Below are 17,668 nucleotides of genomic sequence, written 5' to 3'. Positions count from 1 at the left end.
CGTGGCTCGGCGGAGGCTGTCCGCGGAGGGGCCGCGAGGGCAGGTGCTACTCTTTGGGAGGATCGGTGAAGAGCATACCAGTCGTCGCCGTGAGCTTCTCCAGGATGGCGGGCCCGAAGCGCTCGGCGAAGCGCGCCCTGTCCTCGGGCGCGATGACGATGTCGCCCGGCTCGTCTTCGCGCTCGTCCGTGATGATGGCGAGGAGCAGCCCGGGCTCCTGCCCGACGTTCTCGAACTGGCGGTAGACGCCCACGGGCACGTCGACCATATCGAACGGCTCGAGCGTCGTCTCGTCCGTGGCGCCCTCGTTCCAGCGCAGCGCGAAGCGTCCAGTGAGGCACAGAAATACCTCCCTCGAGCGACGGTGTGCGTGCAGAGGGACCTTGTCGCCAGGCCTGCAGCTGACGATGCCCACGCTCATGCCTTTGGGGCCGACGATGGCCGGCCCCGTCCCCTCGCGCGCGTCCTCCGCCGCGTGCGCCATCAGGAGATACAGAGGAGGGTTCACGGCGTCGAACGCCTCCTGTGGGATGCTGGTGTCCGTGGTGTGATTCACGTGAGCCCGGAGCTCGCCGAACCGCGCGATGCGCGAGCGCATCTGCTCCGAGGTGATCCTCAGCGTCGTCATGATCGATCCCCCTTGTCTGCCGCGCCGAGCTCCTGGAGCGCTCGGCGCGGCTCTTCTCCAAAGATACCGCGGGATATCGCGGTGCGCTCGATCGATTCCTTGCTTCGAATCGACTTTATCGCTCGCTATCGTCGCGTGTCACGCGGGGGGGCGCGCGTGAACCGTGTGTTGGCTGAGCAATGGACAATACTGGGCCAGTGTAGTAGCGTGGCCCGGAAAGGCCGCTCTCTGGAGGAGCTCGGAAGCGTCGAGACGCGATGCTGCCGATCCCGCGGAGCGCCGGACGGTGGAGCCGATACGGCCGCAGCGCCTGTCGGTCATGCCTTTGTGAACGACATTGAATTCCAGGGACAGCCGTTTCCGCTGCGCCGGCAGCGCCGTGGTCACTGGCGAATTCCAGGGACAGCCGTTTCCGCTAGGCCGGCAGCGCCCGCGTCACCGGCGGCGAATCCGGCGGGCGTGTCAGCGCGTCACTCCAGCACCACGAACTTCAGATACCGCCCCTCCCACCACGCCGGCAGCGTCGGGTGGTCCTCCGGCTGCCCGTGGATCGCCCGGATCCGCAGGTCGTCCCGCGCCAGCGTGGCGTCGTCCAGCGTCGCCAGGAAGTCTTCCGCCGTGATGTGGCTCGAGCACGACGCCGCGCACAACACGCCACCTCGATCCAGCACGCGCGCGACCGCGGCGTGCAGCCGCCGGTAGGCGCCGAGCGCGCGCGGCTTGGCGCGCTCGCTCGGCGCGAAGCTCGGCGGGTCGCAGATGATGAGATCGTACCGGTCGCCGCGCGCGCGGGCCTTCTCGAGGAAGTCGAACGCGTCCGCCGTCACGAACTCGTGGGCCGCCGGATCCACGCCGTTCTCGCGGAACGTGCGCTGCGCCGACGCGTGCGCGGCCGACGCCGAGTCGACGGAGGTGACCCGGCCCGCGCCGCCGAGCGCCGCGGCCACGGAGAAGCCCCCCGCATAGCTGAACAGGTTCAGCACGCGCCGGCGCCCGGCCGCGAGCGCGCGCACGCGGGCGCGGTTGTCGCGCTGGTCGAGGAACGCCCCCGTCTTCTGCCCGCGCGCGAGATCGACCTCCATCGCGACCCCCGTCTCCCTCACGAAGAGGCGATCCGGCAGCGGCGGCCCGTGCAGGTGCGCGAGCTTCTTCCCGTCCGCGTCCTCGCCCGCCGCCGACGCGCGCGCGCGCAGGCCGATCGAGCGCACGCCGCGGGCGCCCAGCGCGCGCGCGAGGTGCGGGAGCAGGCGATCGAGCCAGGGCGCCAGCATGTCGCCGTCGAGGCGGATCACCGCGGCGCGGTCGTACCGATCGATGACGAGCGACGGCACCCGGTCCCCCTCGCCGTTGCACAGCCGGTAGGCCGTCGTGTCGCGGCCGGCGAACCAGCCGTCGCGCAGGGCGAAGGCGCGATCGAGCCGCTCCGCGAGGGCCCGCTCGTCGAGCGGCGGCGCCTGCGTGCGCTGGAAGACGCGGACGGCGATCGCCGAGTCCGCGTCCCAGAGCCCTCGCCCGAGGAACGGCGCCCCCTCGGCCGACAGCTCGACGACGTCGCCCGACGCCGCGGCGCCGCCGCGGTGCGCGCGCTCGCCGCGCTTGCCCTCGCCGCGCTTGCTCCCGTGTCCGCCGCCGTCCGCGATGCCGTCTCGGTAGACCCATGGGTGGCCGCGGCGGACGGCGGCGGCGGCTGGCGCGGTGAGATGGACCCGCATCGACCCCGCCTAGCACGGTAAGCTCGCAGCGTGCTGCACCGAGTTCGTTCGTCCGGATGGGCCTGCCTCGGGGGGATCTCGCTTGCCGTCGCGGCAGGCTGCACGCAGGACCACGGCGTCCTCGGCCGGGATCCGTCGGGCGGGGCGAGCACCTCCGGCGCCGGCGGCGGCCCGGCGGCGACCACGAGCGGCGCATCGACGACGACCACGGGCGCGGGCGGCAGCGCGGTCGAGCCGCCGGGGCCGACGAAGCTCACGGTGGTGAACGGCATCAGCGATCACGACGCGGTCCGCTTCTGCTTCCTCGCGTACCCCGACGGGACCGGCGCCGGCGTGGACCCCTGGCCGGGCGCCGCCGCGGGCCTCGCGTTCGCCCGGGCCCAGGAGATCGAGCCGCTCGGCGCGGCGATCCCCGAGGGGACGAGCCTGCGCGCGCACGTGATCGCCGGCGACCTCCGCGCGACGGAGGGGCTCGACTGCGCGGAGATCCTCGCGCTCGCCGCGGAGAGCGCGGCCCCGATCGTGGCCGCGGGGCTCCCCGTGCTCCCGGCGCCCGTGTTCGCCGAGGAGAAGAGCCTCCTCGTTGTCGCCACCGGATGCCTCGGCGGCGAGGGGCACACGCACGAAAGCGAGAAGGAAGGCTGCGGCGACGCCTACACGATCGACACGCCGACCGCCGGCCTCGTCGCGGTCGCCATGTCGCGGCGGACGAGCTTCGGCAGGGTGAGCCTGCAGGTCGCGCACGCGAGCGCGGCGACGCCGCTGGTCCATGTGGCGCTGGCGCCCGGGCGCGACGATGCGACCGGGGTGACGCTCACGCAGGACCTCTCCTACGGCGCGATCGCGCCGTTCCCACCGTCCACCGGGTTCTCGGTGGGCGACCTCGGCGCGCTCGACGAGGTCGCGATCGAGACCCGCGATCCCCTCCAGGGGACGGTGACGTCGTCGGTGCTGATGCGCGAGATCCTGGCGAGCAGCGACGTGCCGGCGGCGGACATCAGGGACGGTCAGGGGTTCGTGCTTGTCGCCGTCGGGGCCGCTCCGGAGGCGGAGCAGGGCGGGTTCTGGCATCCCCTGACGTACTCGCTCTTGCGGGCGAATCCCTGAGCTTGTTCCCGGATCCTCCCCTTACCGGCGAGGTTCCGGGGTTCACCGTCTCTCGTCGGACGGAACGACCACGCCTCGCCTGGCAGCGCGCTGTGGACTCGCCTTGATTCCGCCTCGGGCATCAAGGCTCCATCGAGCGCGGTTCGCAATGCCACGATCCTGGCGTGGGGTGCCGTGTTGTCCGGTATTTGCGCAACGCCCTGATTGCTCCTGTACGGCCGACTCGGGTGTGTCTGGTGTGTCTGCCGCGCTTGCAGCGCGCGTTGTCTTATCGGAGGATGAGGGGCCTGCCCCCTCGGTCTCAGGCGCCCCCCTCTCCTCGCAGAACAGCGCTTCGCGGGCCTCCTCATGGCTCTGCCTGACTCTTCGGCGAGGAGCGTCGCGCCGGGAAAATCGTGAGTCGCTCGACGAACGGGAGCGCCCTGTACGGATGCCATCACGGGACAACCAGGCGCCGTGACGATCGGATGAATCTCCAGTATAACGCGAGTGCCGAAATTCCGAGGGAGGGAGGGAACATGGCGACACAGGTATTTGTCGGGGCGAGCTCCGCGGCGGATCCGAAGGAGGCTGCTTCAGAGGCCGTGGCGGCGGCGCTCCGCGGGTCTTCCCGCGCCGAGCACGCGGCGCGACCGGTATTCGCCCTCGTCTTATCGACGGACCAGTACGACGCCGACGCGCTCGCCGCGGCCGTGACGAGCCAGCTGCCGGGCGTCCCCTGGGCGGGGTGCTGCACTGCCGGCGTCTTTGCCGGCAGCCGGCTGCTCCGGCAGGGGCTCGTGGTGGGGCTTGTCACCTCGGAGACCGTGCGCGTCGGCGTCGGGGTCGCGCAGCCGGTGAGCCAGGACGGGCGGCGCGCCGGCGTGCTCGCCGCCTCGCGCGCCCTCGAGAGGTTTCCGTCGTCCGTCGCGCCCGGGTGGAGCCGCGCGCTCATCGTGCTGCCGGACGCGGTCACGGGCAACGGGGCCGACGTGGTGCGCGGCGCGGTCGAGGTCGGCGGGACGGGCGTCGTCTGGGCCGGCGGCGGCGCGGGCGACAACCTCCGCTTCGTGCGCACCGCGCAGTTCGCGGGCGGCAGGGCCTACTCGGACAGCGTGGTCGTGGTCGCGATCGACTCGCCGGCGCGCATGGCGACCGGCATCCGCCACGGCTTCCGGCCGTATGGCCCGCCCACGATGGTCACCCGCGCCGAGGGCACGGTCCTCGCCGAGCTCGAGTACGAGGGCGCCTTCTCGGTCTACCAGCGCACCGCGCGCGCGAGGGGGGATCAGGTGAACATCGACGGCTTCGCCACGTTCGCCATGACCCACCCGCTCGGCATCCCGCAGGCCGACGGCGAGCACGTCATCCGCGATCCGCTGCGCGTCGTCTCGCCGGGGGGGCTCTACTGCGTCGGCGAGGTCCCGGACGGGTGCCTCATCCGCGTCATGGAGGGCGACCCCATCGGCCTCGTCGGCGCCGCGCGCGAGGCCGCGACCACGGCGCGCGACGCGGTGGCCGGGCCCATCGCCGGCGCGTTCGTGTTCGACTGCATCTCGCGGTGCATGATGCTCGGTGACACGGTGCGCGACGAGCTGACGACCTTCGAGAGCGAGCTCGGCGAGAGCGTCCCGGTGATGGGATGTCTGACCTTTGGCGAAGTCGGTACGCTGGGCCGAGGCGTACCGCAGTTTCACAACAAGACCGCTGTCGTGCTCGCCCTGGGGGCCTGAGCGCGGGAGCGGTTGGAGCCCTGTCATGGCGAGCGGCGAAGAGCACGAGATCCAGGAGGAACGGCTGGCGCTCCTCAGCGTCCTCCAGGAGCTCACGGTCGCGGCGCTCGACCTCTTCGATCCGCACCAGTCGATGGGGGTCTTCCTGGAGCGGCTCGCCGAGCGCCTGAGCTGCATCGCCGTGCTCGTGCTCGTCGAGCCGGCCCCGCTCGCCCCGCGGCTCCTCGACGCCGCCGGCCTGTCGGCGAGCTCGCGCGCGCTGCCCATCCCGCTGCGCTCGCCCGTCCCGGCGGGCGGGCCCAACGGCGCGGGCGCGGGCCTCTCCTTGCCGTACCCCGAGCTCGCGCGGCCCGGGCTCGTGACGTGGCACTTCTCGCTGGAGGGGCAGGGCGACAGCGGCGCGTCCAGCCTCCTCCTCTGCTTCGAGAGCGAGCCCCCGTTCGCGCCCCGGTACCGGGGCATGATGCGCCGGCTCACGGCGACGTTCCGCACGGCGCTGGTGCACCGCCTGCTCTACGCCCGCATGATCGAGAACGAGCGCGAGCGGGCGCGGAACCTCGCCGCCGCGGAGGCGGGGCGCGCGGCGGCGGAGGCGGCGCAGCGGCGCGCGGCGTTCCTCTCGGAGGCGAGCCGGCTGCTCTCGAGCTCGCTCAATTACGAGGCGACGCTGGTGCGCGTCGCGCGCCTGCCGGTCCCGTTCGTCGCGGACTGGTGCATGGTCGACATCATCGAGCGCGAGGCGATGCTCCGGCGCGCGGTCGTCGTCCACGCCGATCCCCAGAAGAGCGAGCTCGCGCGCCTCCTGCAAGGCCAGACGCCGATGGACTCGGTCCTCCCGTCCGGCGTCGCGCGTGTGCTGGAGACGGGCGAGGCGGCGCTCTGCGAGGTCGCGGGCGCGCCCCTCGCCCCGGAGAGCGAGCGCGGCTCGTACGACAGCGAGCCGCCGGTGTCGGCCAGCGAGGCGCTCCTCATGGAGCTCGGCCTCCGGCGTTACATCTCCGTGCCGCTCGTCACGCGCGGCACGATGCTCGGCGTGCTCACCATCGCGTCCGGCCGCGACGATCTCCTGTACGGCGTGGAGGACCGGGCGCTCGCCGAGGATCTCGGGCGCAGGGCCGCGCTGGCGATCGACAACGCGCGGCTGTACGAGAGCGCGCAGCGGGCGATCCGGGCCCGGGAGGAGCTCGTCGCGGTGGTGTCGCACGATCTCAAGAGCCCGCTCGCCACCATCGTCATGAACACGAGCCTCCTGCGCCGGAAGCTGCCGGGCGCGGACGAGGTGGTCGAGGTGCGGCGCCCTGTCGAGCGCATCCAGAAGGCGGCCGATCGCATGAACCGCCTCATCCGCGATCTGCTCGACCTGGCGAAGCTCGACGGCGGCCACATCTCGATCCAGCCGGTGCCCCACGACGTCGCTGGCCTGCTCGGCGACGCCATCGAGCTCCTGCGGGAGGAGGCGGCGGAGAAGTCGCTGCGCCTCGAGCAGAGCGTCGAGCTCGGCGTCGATCGGGCGCTCTGCGATCGCGAGCGGATCCTGCAGGTGATCGCCAACCTCGTCGGCAACGCGATCAAGTTCACGTCGGCCGGCGGCGAGGTCGCCGTCCGGGCCGAGCCGTGGGGCCGGGAGGTGCGCCTCTCGGTGCGCGACACGGGCCCGGGCATCCCGGAGGACCAGCGGGCGCGGATCTTCGAGCGCTACTGGCAGGCGAAGGAGACGGCCCACAAGGGCACGGGGCTCGGCCTCTCGATCGCGAAGGCGCTCGTCGAGGTGCACGGCGGGCGGATCTGGGTCGAGAGCAAGGTGGGCGAGGGCAGCACGTTCTTCTTCACGCTGCCGATGGTGGAGGCCGCGAGCGCGACCTCGGGAGTCGCGGCAGGCACGCGCCTCGGGGCCTGACAGCGGCCTTCGGGGTTTGCCGTACAGCGGTGTAATCACATCACCGAGGCAGGAGGGTCTCTTCGCCTTGCGTGTTGGCGGTCCGATCCGTTCATCGCTATACCTTGCCACGATGAAGGACGTCGGGAACGACAGGGGCGATGCGGCGCCGGCCGAGGCTCGATGGGACGATGACGAGCGGGGGCTCGTCGGGGCCGCGCTCGGGCTGCTGGGCATCCGCAACCTCGTGCTCGCGATCCACGATCCGAGCTTTCCCTCGGACGACGCGGAGGACATCGGGCGCGGGTCCCCGAATACCGAGGGGGGGCGCCGATTCCTCCGGTTCGCGCGGGATCTCGGCTTCAACGGCGTCCAGCTGGGGCCGCAGGGGGAGACCTCTGCCGACAACGCGTCTCCGTACGACGGCGCCATTTTCTCGCGGAGCACGCTGTCGATCGCGCTCGCCCGGCTGGTCGAGGACGGCCCCTCTGGCGCGCTCCTCCGCCCCGAGTCGCTCCGGGAGATCGTCGCCGGGCGGCCTCCTGGCAGCGAGGCTCGCGCGCAGCACGGCCATGCCTACCGCGCGCAGCGCGCCGCGCTCCGCGAGGCGTACGCGTCGTTCGAGGGCCGGCGGAGGCGCGGCGAGCTCGGCGAGCTCGCCGACCTCGAGCGCCGCCTCGACGCCTTTACGCGGCGGAACGCGGCGTGGCTCGAGCGGGACGGGCTCTACGGCCCCCTCTGCGCCGAGCACCGGAGCGGCTGGTTTCACGGCTGGTCTGGCGAGCCGGAGCTGGACCGGCGCCTCTACGCGCCCGGCCCTGGCGAGGTGCTCGCGTGCGAGGAGCGCAGGAGAGCGCTCCTCGACCGGTACCGCGACGAGCTCCGCTTCTACGCGTTCTGCCAGCTCCTCGCGCACGAGCAGCACGCGGCGCTCCGGACGGTGACGGCCGAGCTCGGGCTCAAGCTCTACGGCGATCTGCAGATAGGCTACTCGCCTCAGGATGCCTGGGCGTATCAATCGGTCTTCCTCAGGGGGTATCTCATGGGGGCGCCGCCGAGCCGGACCAACCCGGAGGGCCAGGTGTGGAGCTACCCTGTCCTGGATCCCGCGCAGTACGCCGACGCGTCGTCCGGCGGGCTCGCGCTCGTCCGGGCGCGGATGGACAAGATGTTCGACGAGTTCGACGGGGTGCGCCTCGATCACCCGCACGGGCTCGTCTGTCCCTGGGTCTATGCGGCCGACGCCCCCGATCCCCTCCGCGCCGTCCAGGGTGGGGCGCGGCTCTTCTCGTCGCCCGATCTGCCGGAGCACCCGTTGCTCGCGCGGTACGCCATCGTCTCTCCCGGTCAGCTGAACCGCGCCGTGCCCCGGTATGCGGACGACTGGGTCACCTCGCTGTCCCCGGAGCAGGTCGGGCGCTACAGCGTCGTTTTCGACACGATCGCGCGCTGCGCGGAGGCCCGCGGGCGCGCCATCTCCGACGTCGTGTGCGAGGTCCTGAGCACGCTCCCTTTCCCGCTCGGGGCCGTCCTCGAACGGCACGGGCTGGGGCGCTTCCGGGTCACGCAGAAGGCCGATCTCGACAACCCGAAGGACGTCTATCGCAGCGAAAACGCCGCGCCCGCCGACTGGATCATGGTGGGGACCCACGACACGCCGCCGCTCTGGAGGCTCCTCGACACCTGGGAGCGCGCCTCGGCGCTGGGGCGGCAGGCGGCGTACCTGGCGACGCGCCTCGCGCCCTCGCCGGCCGAGGAGGGCGCGATGGCGCGCGCGCTCGCGTCCGACCCTCGCGCGCTGGCGCAGGCCAAGGTCGCCGACCTCTTCGCCAGCCCGGCGTCGAACGTGATGGTCTTCTTCGCCGATCTGCTCGGGATGAAGGAGATCTACAACACGCCCGGCACGGTGGGCGACGACAACTGGTCGCTGCGGGTCCCACGCGATTACGAGCGGTCCTATCTGGAGATGCGCGCGCGCGGCGCGGCCCTCGATCTCCCGCGTTCGCTCGCGCTCGCGCTGCGCGCGCGGGGAGGCGCGGGGTCGGTGGAGCGCGGGAACCTCGCCCGGCGGCTGGAGCGCTGCCCGCGCTAGCCGAGAATTTCCCCGAAAAATCCGGGAAGATACTTCAGTTCGGGCTCCACACGGCCCACTTCCCCGAGGTGGCCCATGTGTCGCTCGCATCCTTGAACGCCCCGATGAACGCGGCGCTCGTGTCGAAGAACCCGTCCGGCGGCACGACCGCGTCCTTGGTCAGGGACGTCGCGGGGCCGAACACGGGCGCGGACGGGTCGAAGCAGCCCTGGATACCCGGGTCCTCCTCCCGATTCTTCCGACCGGGCTCGCTCAGGAACGCGATCTCATCGAAGCCGCCGTCGTCGTCCTGGAGGATGCCTGTCCCGTCGCTCGTCTCGGCGTAGGCGAGGTCATTCACCAGATTGAAGAAGATCGAGCTCGATATGTTCTGCTCGGGATCCGGGTCGCGCACGTCGAGGCCCGACTCGAAGCCCGTGACGATCGTGTTGGCGATGTTCGCCTTCGTCGACCGGCGGAGGAGGATGCCGTACTGCTCCTTGTCCACGTCCACGCCCTTCCCGCAGAGCGTCGCGTTGTAGATCGTCGGCTCGCTCCGAGGCTCGAGCGCCGGCGTGAGCGCGAGCGGGTCGTTGTCCCCCTCGAACCCGTTCGTCTCCTCCGCGACGCTCGGGTCCAGCTGCGCCACGAGGAACTGGAGCTTCCCGCGATAACCCTGGTCCCAGTCGAAGGCGTCGTCGCCGCTGTACTGGCAGGCGAGGTGCTTTGCGTTCACCGTGCCCCCGAAGAACTCGAAGCAGTCGTCGGACACGTGCCTCACCTGGACGAAATCGATGATCGTCCCCCTGCCGACCCCGCCGAGGGTGAGCCCGTTGATCTCGTTGTTCGGCGCGATCTTCACGCCGGAGTACTCGATGCGCACGTATTTGAGCGTGCCGCTCGAGTCGTTCTCGTCGATGCCCCCGTATCGCCCGTTGTTCGTCAACCCCTCGATCTGGCCCGGGGTGCGTGCGCCGTTCGCGTCCACGTGGTTGGTCGGCGCGTTGCCGAGGAGGATGACGCCGCCCCAATCGCCGGCCATGCGATCCTCCGGGGCCTTGCTGCTCGTGAACACGATGGGCTCATCCCGGGTGCCCACGGCGATGAGCTTGGAGCCGGGGTGCACCACGAGCGTCGCGGGGACCTGCGGGTTCGTCTCGCCGAGGACGGTCGTGCCCTTCTCGATGGTCAGCGTCGCCCCGGCCGAGACGTTCACCTGGCCCTTGAGGATGTAGTTCTTGTCACATCTGAGCGTGAAATCCTCCGTGATATCACCGGTGATCTCGACGGTCGGCTTGTCGGCCGCCGCGCACCCGCCTGGCGGGTCGCCGCCCTCGCCGCCGGCTGAGCCGCTCGACGAGGGGACGCAGGTGCTGTCCGTCCGATTGCAGATGGCGCCGTCGAACTGCGCGCAGTCCGCGTCGGAAGTGCATTGCACATCCCGCTGCTCGATGATGAGCGAGCACGCGAGGGCGCTCGTGGCGAGCGCGCCCATGGCCAGCGCGAGGGCGGCGGCAGGTGGTGAATCGACGGGGCTGCGCTCGTGGTTCATTGCAATCACCCGATGGCAAGGGAATCGTCTCTGTCACGCAGGACTGTGCTGTCCGGCCGACAGGGACGTGGCGAAACCGTCGCTGACAGGCCATCGCATTCGCGAGAACGTCACATGACGGCCGCTTCGAGGTAACAGGTCGCGGGCATTCTCCGGGCCGGGCTGGCCTCCCTCTGGGGATCGATCCGGCACAGGTCGAATGAGCGCTCCCAGCGATCCCAATGGTTGGCGGAAATATCGCCCGATTGCCGAGATCGGCAGGGGAGGCATGGCCGACGTCTGCCTCGCGGTCGCCCAGGGCCCCGTGGGATTCAACAAGCTCGTCGTGCTGAAGCGGGTGCGGCCCGAGCTCGTGGAGGACGCCGACATCCTGGCCATGTTCCTCGACGAGGCGCGGCTCGCGGCCCGATTGAATCATCCGAACGTGGTTCAGACGTACGAGGTCGGCGACGAGGGAGCGCGCTTCTTCATCGCCATGGAGTACCTCGACGGCCAGCCGCTCGGCAGCATTCGCTCCCGCATGGGGCACGACAAGGTCCCGCTCCCGCTCCAGGTTCGCGTCCTGTGCGACGCGCTGGCCGGGCTCCATTATGCGCACAACCTGCGCGATTTCGACGGAACACCCATCCACGTCGTCCACCGCGACGTGAGCCCGCAGAACATCTTCGTCACCTATGATGGCGTGATCAAGGTGGTCGACTTCGGCATCGCCAAGGCGGCCGACTCGCTGACGGAGACGCGCACCGGAACGCTCAAGGGCAAGGTCTCGTACATGTCGCCGGAGCAAGCGCGCGGAGAGCGCGTCGACCGGCGCTCCGACGTCTTCTCGGTGGGGGTGATCCTCTGGGAGGCGATCGCCCGGAGGCGCATGTGGAAGGGCTTCAACGACCTCGCGATCCTCGGGCGGCTCGCCATCGGAGAGGTTCCGAGGCTCACGGAAGAGGCGTCCAGGGTCGAGCTCGACCCCGAGATCGAGCGGATCTGCCAGAAGGCGCTCGCGCCCGCGCTCGAGGACCGTTATGCCTCCGCGGCCGAGCTGCAGGCGGATCTCGAGCGCTGGCTCGGCGAGCGCCACCGGGGCATGTCCGCGCGGGAGGCCGGCGAGATCGTGGCCGGCCAGTTCGCGGACGACCGGGCGCGGATCAAGCAAGTCGTGGAGGAGCAGCTGCGCGGCGTGCGCTGGACCGGGAGCTATCCGAGGGTCACGCTGACGCCCGACCTGCCGAAGCTGAGCGCCGGTCCGATGTCGATGACGCCGACCTTGACCGCGCCTGCGGCGGTCAGCGTCTCCTCGGACGGGAGCTCGATGCTGCCCTCGGTCAGCATGACCGGCGCGAAGGAGCGCCCCGCGCGCCCGAACCGCACGATATTCATGATCGCGGCCACCTTCGTCGCCATCGGCGGAGCCGTGAGCGTCGGGGTCTTGCGCGCGCAGCCATGGAGGATCGCCGCGAGCGATCACCACAAGGCGCAGGTCGCCGCGCAGCCCGCGGCGGAGCCCTCTCCGAAGCAGGAAGAGGCCATCCGCCTCGTCGTGCGCGTCTCGCCGGTCGACGCGAAGGTCTCCATCGACGGCTCGCCGATGTCGACCGGCGCCTACGAGGGCCGCCTCGCCAGGGATGGCCGCGCGCACGTCATCCGCGCCGAGGCGCCGGGTTTCCTCGCGCAGGAAGAGAAGGTCACGGCAAGCAACGATCTCTTCGTGAGCCTCGCCTTGAAGAGCGAACCGCAAGCGCAGCCAGGGAGGCTCGCCGCCGTCGGTCGGAGCGCCCCGGTGAGCGTCGCCACGGCGCCGCCTGCGTCCGCCGCGCCGCCGTCGAGCGCGCCCGCGCCGCCGTCTGCCGAGCAGAAGCCGAAGCGGGGGATCGATCTGGAGAGCCCGTACGCCCGATGAAGACCCCGAGAGCGCTCGCCCTCTGCGCCGCGATCGTGCTCAGCGCCCCGCTCGGCGCGTTCGCTCGGCCTGCCGGTGACAAGACCGAGGAGGCCGACGCCCGCTTCCGGCGAGGCGTCGAGCTCTACAACGAGGTGGATTATGGCGCTGCGCTCACCGAGTTTCGCCGCGCCTACGAGCTCGCGCCCGCATATCAGGTGCTCTACAACATCGCGGGTACGTGTTATCAGCTCAAGGACTACGCCTGCGCGCTGCGCGCCTTCGAGAGGTACCTCGCCGACGGTGGCGAGCAGCTCCCGGGCGGCCGGCGGGCCGAGGTGGAGCGGGACATCGCCGTCCTGAGGAGCCGCGTCGCGACGGTGGAGATCTCGACCTCGGCGCCGGACGTCGAGATCTCCGTGGACGGCGTGCCGGCGGGCAAGACGCCGCTCCCCGAGCCCCTCCTGATGAGCGCCGGGCGCCGCCGCATCGCCGCCGAGGCGCCGGGCCGCCCGGCCGTGTTGAGGGTCGTCGACGTGGCCGGCGGCGATCACGTTCGGCTCACGATCGAGCTCCCCGAAGCGCGCGCCCCGCAGGGCCCCGCCGAGGGCGCGGGCGGCGCGCCGGCTCCGCTTGGCGCGCTGCGGATGGACCGCGCGCCTCGCCAGCAGCGGAGCGTGCCCGTGTTCCCCTGGCTCGCGACCGGCGCGCTCGCCGCGGGCGCGGCCGCCACCGGGGTCCTCGCGCTCGGCGCTTCCGGGGACCTCGACGCGGAGCTCGATCGGTATCCCGGCGACGCCCGCGCCGTCGAGCGAGCGCGGGCGAGGAGCGAGGCGCTCGCGCTCACCACCGACCTGCTCGCGGGCGCCGCCGTGCTCGCCGGCGGCATCTCGATCTACCTCACTGTCGCTGGCGCAGGCCCGGAGCGCGGCGATGGAGAGCGCGCGTCATCTCCTCCGGTGAGGCTCACGATCGCGCCGGCGTCTCTCGAGCTCGCGGGCTCTTTCTAGGACCGACGCAGAGCGTCGCAGGGTCGCGACGGTCAAAACGCTTGCATCCAGCGCGCTGGAGCTGCATTGATCCGGGCGATCGCCGCGGTCATGGGGGCCTCTCCCGTGCGACGCCGCGGCGACGGTGCGACAAGGTGGTCAATCACCCGCGCTGCCAGCGAGTCGAGAACGAGATGGGAGACACCAGGTGAGCACGACCAAAGCGTCTCTTGGGACCCTGTTCCTCATGCTCTCCCTGGCCGCGCCTGCGCTCGCGCAAGAGGCGGCGCCGCGGCAGCCCGTCACGGACAAGACGAAGGAGCGTTGGGCGAAGAGCCAGGGAGGCCGGTTCGGCTTCGAGATCGACGTCCTCAGCTCGTCTTACCAGCAGGAGATCGCGGCGGCTGCCGGCGAAGAGGCCTCCGTCGAGGAGTCGTCGCGGCTCGGCGTCGCCATCACCGCCGCCGCCCAGTACAAGCTCTTCGCGGGCCTCCACCTCGACGCGGAGATCCCGTTCGCCTACGGCGACGTCTCGGGCCCCCAGTCGACAGACCTGTTCGGCAGGCGGTTCACGAGCGGCGCAGGATACAGCCAGTTCTTCATCGGCAATCCCACGTTCGGCCTCCACTACGCTGCCAACGCCCTTCCCATCCTCGCGCTCTTCGGCGGCATGAGCTTGACGATCCCGCTCCACCCGCACCCGGGGACGGAGCTCGAGGTCGCGTCGGTGGCGAACTTCCCCGCGCGGGCTTACTTCGATGCGCAACGGGTGCTGCTCGCCCACTGGGCCTTCCGGGCGCGCGTCGGGACCGAGATCAACGTCGGCAAGGTCCTGTTCTTCACCCACGATCTCGCGAGTCAGGTCTTCTTTCCGACCCGGGACGGGGAGGACACGAAGACCGTGATCGAGCAGGGAAACGAGATCGAGTTCCGCCCGTTCGGGAACTTTGGCATCGGCATGCGCCTTCAGGCGGCGTTCCCTCTCTCCTCGAGCAACTCAGCCCAGCTCGCGGCGGAGCCGTTCGTCGGCTGGGAGCCGCTCGTGAAGGGCTCCTTCACCCGCGTCGGCGCGCTGGTCGCGCTCGACGACGACCTCGGCTTCGGCCTCGATCAGGGGAAGGTCGCCACCATCCGCGTCGCCCTGGGCAGCAAATGGTAGGGAGCGAGCGCCGCGGGGGGCGAGCTACGCTGAGCGGCCCGTGACGACGACCCCCAGCCCGAGCCGCGACCCCTGGGTCGGCGTGCCGCGGCCGAACCCTGCTGCCCGGCTTCGACTCTTCTGTGCGCCTTATGCGGGCGGCGGGTCGTCGATCTACAGCGCCTGGTGGCGCGAGCTCCCCGCGCACACGGAGCTCTGCCCGCTCAAGCTCCCCGGCCGGGAGGCGCGCATGAGCGAGCCGCCGTTCGAGCGCCTCTCGCCGCTCGTCCAGGCCCTCGCCACCGCGCTCGAGCCATGGCTCACGAAGCCGTTCGCGCTGTATGGCCACAGCCTCGGCGCGCTCGTCTGCTTCGAGCTCGCGCGCGAGCTCCGCCGCCGGGGCGCACCGCTGCCGCGCCACCTCTTCGTGTCCGGCCGGCGCCCTCCTCACGTTCGCGGCTCGGAGCCGCTCCACGGCCTGCCCGAGCCCGAGTTTCTGGAGCGGATCCGCCGCATGGGGGGCACGCCCGACGAGGTGCTCCGCGACCCGGAGCTCCTGGCGCTCTTCCTGCCTGTCCTGCGCGCGGATTTCGCGGTCAACGAGGTCGAGCCGTTCGTCCCGGGGGCCCCGCTCGAGTGTCCGATCTCCGCGTTCGGGGGCCTCGACGACGAGCGCGCGGGCCGCGCCGATCTCGAGGGCTGGCGCCATCACACGCGCGGGGCCTTCCGGGTCGAGATGTTCCCCGGCGGACACTTCTTCCTGCGGAACGCCCGGGAGCCGCTCCTGCGGTCGATCTCGGCCGTCCTCGGCGACGTCGAGCGCGCGCTCCCCGCGTGACGGCCGGCGCTGGGTGGGTGTTGAGCCCGGGGCGGGAGCCATGCAAAGAAGGAGGGACCCGCAGCCTCTCTGCCCCTTTGCTCCTCTGCTCCTCTGCTCCTCTGCTCCTCTGCTCCTCTGCTCCTCTGCTCCTCTGCTTCCCCGGAGACCCGAACGATGACCGATTTCCAGTACCAGGACATGCTCCCCCTCGGCCATGACGAGACCCCGTACCGCCTCGTCAGCCGCGACCATGTCTCGACCTTCGAGGCCGCCGGCTCGACGTTCCTCAAGGTCGAGCCGGAGGGGCTCACCCTGCTCGCGCGCGAGGCGATGCGCGACATCGCCCACCTCCTCCGGCCCGGTCACCTCGCGCAGCTCGCGCGGATCCTCGGCGATCCCGAGGCCTCCTCGAACGATCGCTTCGTCGCCCTCGAGCTCCTCAAGAACGCGAGCATCGCCGCGGGGGGCGTGCTCCCGTCGTGCCAGGACACCGGCACGGCCGTCGTCATGGGCAAGAAGGGCCAGCTCGTCTTCACGGGCGGCGGCGACGAGGCGGCGATCGCGCGCGGCGTCTTCGAGACCTACCGCGCGCAGAACCTGCGCTATTCGCAGCTCGCGCCGCTCGACATGTACCGGGAGGTCAACACGAACGACAACCTGCCGGCGCAGATCGAGATCTTCGCGACGGACGGCGACGCCTACAAGCTCCTGTTCATGGCGAAGGGCGGCGGCTCCGCGAACAAGAGCTATCTTTACCAGGAGACCAAGGCGCTCCTGAACCCGGAGAGCCTGCTCTCCTTCGTCGAGGCGAAGATCCGCGCGCTCGGCACCGCGGCGTGCCCGCCGTACCACCTCGCCATCGTCGTCGGCGGCACGTCGGCCGAGTACACGCTCAAGGTCGCGAAGCTCGCCTCCGCGCGCTACCTCGACACGCTCCCGGCCGACGGCAACGCGCGCGGGCGCGGCTTCCGCGACCGCGAGCTCGAGCAGAAGGTGCTCGAGCTCGCGCAGCGGACGGGGATCGGGGCGCAGTTCGGGGGCAAGTACTTCTGCCACGACGTCCGGGTCATCCGCCTGCCGCGCCACGGCGCCTCGTGCCCTGTCGGCATCGCCGTCTCGTGCTCTGCGGATCGTCAGGCGCTCGGCAAGATCACGCGCGAGGGCATCTTCCTCGAGCAGCTCGAGACCGATCCCGCGAAGTACCTGCCCGACACCACCGACGCGGATCTCGAGGGCGAGGTCGTGAAGCTCGACCTCCGCCGTCCCATGAGCGAGATCCGCGCGGAGCTCTCGAAGTACCCCATCCGCACGCGGCTCTCGCTGAGCGGCCCGATGATCGTCGCGCGGGACATCGCGCACGCGAAGATCAAGGAGCGCCTCGATCGCGGCGACGGCATGCCGAGCTACCTGCAGGAGTTCATGGTCTACTACGCCGGGCCCGCGAAGACGCCCGCGGGCTACGCCTCCGGCTCGTTCGGCCCCACCACGGCCGGCCGGATGGACGCGTACGTCGACCTCTTCCAGGCGAGCGGCGGCAGCTACGTCATGCTCGCGAAGGGCAACCGCTCGCCCGCCGTCACCGCGGCGTGCAAGAAGCACGGCGGCTTCTACCTGGGCTCGATCGGCGGTCCGGCCGCGCGCCTCGCGAAGGACTGCATCAAGAAGGTCGAGGTGCTCGAGTACCCCGAGCTCGGAATGGAAGCGGTCTGGAAGATCGAGGTCGAGGATTTCCCCGCCTTCATCGTGGTGGACGACAAGGGCAACGACTTCTTCGCCGACATCAACAAGCCGGCCGGCCGGAAGCTCGAAGTCGCCGGCTGACGTCCGGAGCCCGGGAATCGCGGCCGGGCAGCTCCCCTCTACCTCCAGCGCCGGCGCGGCGGCGCCGGCCGCCCTCTCCATCCGCGCCAGACCTTCCAGGACCTGCGCAAACTCCGCTTTGGCGGCGCAGCGACAGCGAGGTCGACTGGCGACGATGTCTCCTCCGGATCGGCGTCGAGGCCCGGTTCCATCCGTTCGTGCCACGGCTCGTCGCCTGCTTCCCCTGCTGCCATCAGGGGATGACGAGGGTGACCGAGGCAAATGGTCACATTCGAGGCGTCTTGGCCCCTGTTCAGCCCGATGTCGGCTCGACGAGCGCTGCTGGGGCCGCGGTCCGCGGGGGCACGGTCCGTGCTTTGACCTCGTGCG

Annotated in this window: 12 protein-coding genes; 9 read left to right on the top strand and 3 right to left on the bottom strand. The window is 71.2% G+C overall.

From position 1 onward, the window contains the following. Window positions 1-46: 46 nt before the first annotated feature. Both ACSRUE_RS46745 and ACSRUE_RS46740 read right to left on the bottom strand, forming a co-directional pair. Window positions 47-628, bottom strand: a complete 582-nt coding sequence (locus ACSRUE_RS46745; RefSeq protein WP_441289193.1) for a cupin domain-containing protein — start codon at window positions 626-628, stop codon at window positions 47-49. A gap of 470 nt (window positions 629-1,098) precedes the next feature. Next, on the bottom strand, window positions 1,099-2,340 hold the full coding sequence (locus ACSRUE_RS46740; RefSeq protein ID WP_441289192.1) for a class I SAM-dependent rRNA methyltransferase: 1,242 nt from the start codon (window positions 2,338-2,340) through the stop codon (window positions 1,099-1,101). Window positions 2,341-2,370: 30 nt separating this feature from the next. Between ACSRUE_RS46740 and ACSRUE_RS46735 the strand changes: the two genes are divergently transcribed. The 4 genes from ACSRUE_RS46735 to ACSRUE_RS46720 all read left to right on the top strand — a co-directional run bounded on the left by ACSRUE_RS46735 (window position 2,371) and on the right by ACSRUE_RS46720 (window position 9,127). Next, entirely contained in the window at window positions 2,371-3,447 is a 1,077-nt protein-coding gene (locus tag ACSRUE_RS46735) for a hypothetical protein (RefSeq protein WP_441289191.1), read from the top strand. Window positions 3,448-3,965: 518 nt separating this feature from the next. After that, the gene (locus tag ACSRUE_RS46730) at window positions 3,966-5,159 is read left to right on the top strand and encodes an FIST signal transduction protein (RefSeq protein ID WP_441289190.1); all 1,194 of its coding nucleotides are present in this window, start codon (window positions 3,966-3,968) and stop codon (window positions 5,157-5,159) included. A gap of 25 nt (window positions 5,160-5,184) precedes the next feature. Continuing rightward, the gene (locus tag ACSRUE_RS46725; RefSeq protein WP_441289189.1) at window positions 5,185-7,056 is read left to right on the top strand and encodes an ATP-binding protein; all 1,872 of its coding nucleotides are present in this window, start codon (window positions 5,185-5,187) and stop codon (window positions 7,054-7,056) included. A 112-nt stretch (window positions 7,057-7,168) separates the two neighbouring features. Next, window positions 7,169-9,127, top strand: a complete 1,959-nt coding sequence (locus tag ACSRUE_RS46720) for a 4-alpha-glucanotransferase (protein ID WP_441289188.1) — start codon at window positions 7,169-7,171, stop codon at window positions 9,125-9,127. A gap of 34 nt (window positions 9,128-9,161) precedes the next feature. Here ACSRUE_RS46720 and ACSRUE_RS46715 read toward each other — a convergent pair whose 3' ends face one another. Then, a complete protein-coding gene (locus ACSRUE_RS46715; RefSeq protein ID WP_441289187.1) occupies window positions 9,162-10,658 on the bottom strand; it encodes a hypothetical protein in 1,497 nt (498 codons plus the stop codon). A 268-nt stretch (window positions 10,659-10,926) separates the two neighbouring features. On the opposite strand from ACSRUE_RS46715, the gene ACSRUE_RS46710 reads away from it, so the two are divergent. The 5 genes from ACSRUE_RS46710 (at window position 10,927) to ACSRUE_RS46690 (ending at window position 17,299) form a co-directional block, all read left to right on the top strand. Next, window positions 10,927-12,552, top strand: a complete 1,626-nt coding sequence (locus ACSRUE_RS46710) for a serine/threonine protein kinase (protein ID WP_441289186.1) — start codon at window positions 10,927-10,929, stop codon at window positions 12,550-12,552. Then, window positions 12,549-13,541, top strand: a complete 993-nt coding sequence (locus ACSRUE_RS46705; RefSeq protein ID WP_441289185.1) for a PEGA domain-containing protein — start codon at window positions 12,549-12,551, stop codon at window positions 13,539-13,541. Before ACSRUE_RS46710 ends, ACSRUE_RS46705 begins: the two co-directional genes overlap by 4 nt. Window positions 13,542-13,728: 187 nt before the next feature. Then, window positions 13,729-14,679, top strand: a complete 951-nt coding sequence (locus ACSRUE_RS46700) for a hypothetical protein (protein ID WP_441289184.1) — start codon at window positions 13,729-13,731, stop codon at window positions 14,677-14,679. Between the two features lie 40 nt (window positions 14,680-14,719). Further along, window positions 14,720-15,496, top strand: a complete 777-nt coding sequence (locus tag ACSRUE_RS46695) for a thioesterase II family protein (RefSeq protein WP_441289183.1) — start codon at window positions 14,720-14,722, stop codon at window positions 15,494-15,496. Between the two features lie 156 nt (window positions 15,497-15,652). Continuing rightward, the gene (locus ACSRUE_RS46690; protein WP_437761958.1) at window positions 15,653-17,299 is read left to right on the top strand and encodes a fumarate hydratase; all 1,647 of its coding nucleotides are present in this window, start codon (window positions 15,653-15,655) and stop codon (window positions 17,297-17,299) included. Window positions 17,300-17,668 lie beyond the last annotated feature (369 nt).

The organism is Sorangium sp. KYC3313 (assembly GCF_052075895.1).
Classification (GTDB): domain Bacteria; phylum Myxococcota_A; class Polyangia; order Polyangiales; family Polyangiaceae; genus Sorangium; species Sorangium cellulosum_B.
The sequence above is the reverse complement of the archived record's forward strand: the minus strand, read 5'-3'. Positions and strand labels throughout refer to the sequence as shown.

What these genes read in the sequence shown, in the direction of transcription:
- ACSRUE_RS46745 (WP_441289193.1), bottom strand. Translation starts at nt 628, where the DNA reads ATGACGACGCTGAGGATCACCTCGGAGCAGATGCGCTCGCGCATCGCG.
- ACSRUE_RS46740 (WP_441289192.1), bottom strand. Translation starts at nt 2,340, where the DNA reads ATGCGGGTCCATCTCACCGCGCCAGCCGCCGCCGCCGTCCGCCGCGGC.
- ACSRUE_RS46730 (WP_441289190.1), top strand. Translation starts at nt 3,966, where the DNA reads ATGGCGACACAGGTATTTGTCGGGGCGAGCTCCGCGGCGGATCCGAAG.
- ACSRUE_RS46725 (WP_441289189.1), top strand. Translation starts at nt 5,185, where the DNA reads ATGGCGAGCGGCGAAGAGCACGAGATCCAGGAGGAACGGCTGGCGCTC.
- ACSRUE_RS46720 (WP_441289188.1), top strand. Translation starts at nt 7,169, where the DNA reads ATGAAGGACGTCGGGAACGACAGGGGCGATGCGGCGCCGGCCGAGGCT.
- ACSRUE_RS46715 (WP_441289187.1), bottom strand. Translation starts at nt 10,658, where the DNA reads ATGAACCACGAGCGCAGCCCCGTCGATTCACCACCTGCCGCCGCCCTC.
- ACSRUE_RS46710 (WP_441289186.1), top strand. Translation starts at nt 10,927, where the DNA reads ATGGCCGACGTCTGCCTCGCGGTCGCCCAGGGCCCCGTGGGATTCAAC.
- ACSRUE_RS46705 (WP_441289185.1), top strand. Translation starts at nt 12,549, where the DNA reads ATGAAGACCCCGAGAGCGCTCGCCCTCTGCGCCGCGATCGTGCTCAGC.
- ACSRUE_RS46690 (WP_437761958.1), top strand. Translation starts at nt 15,653, where the DNA reads ATGACCGATTTCCAGTACCAGGACATGCTCCCCCTCGGCCATGACGAG.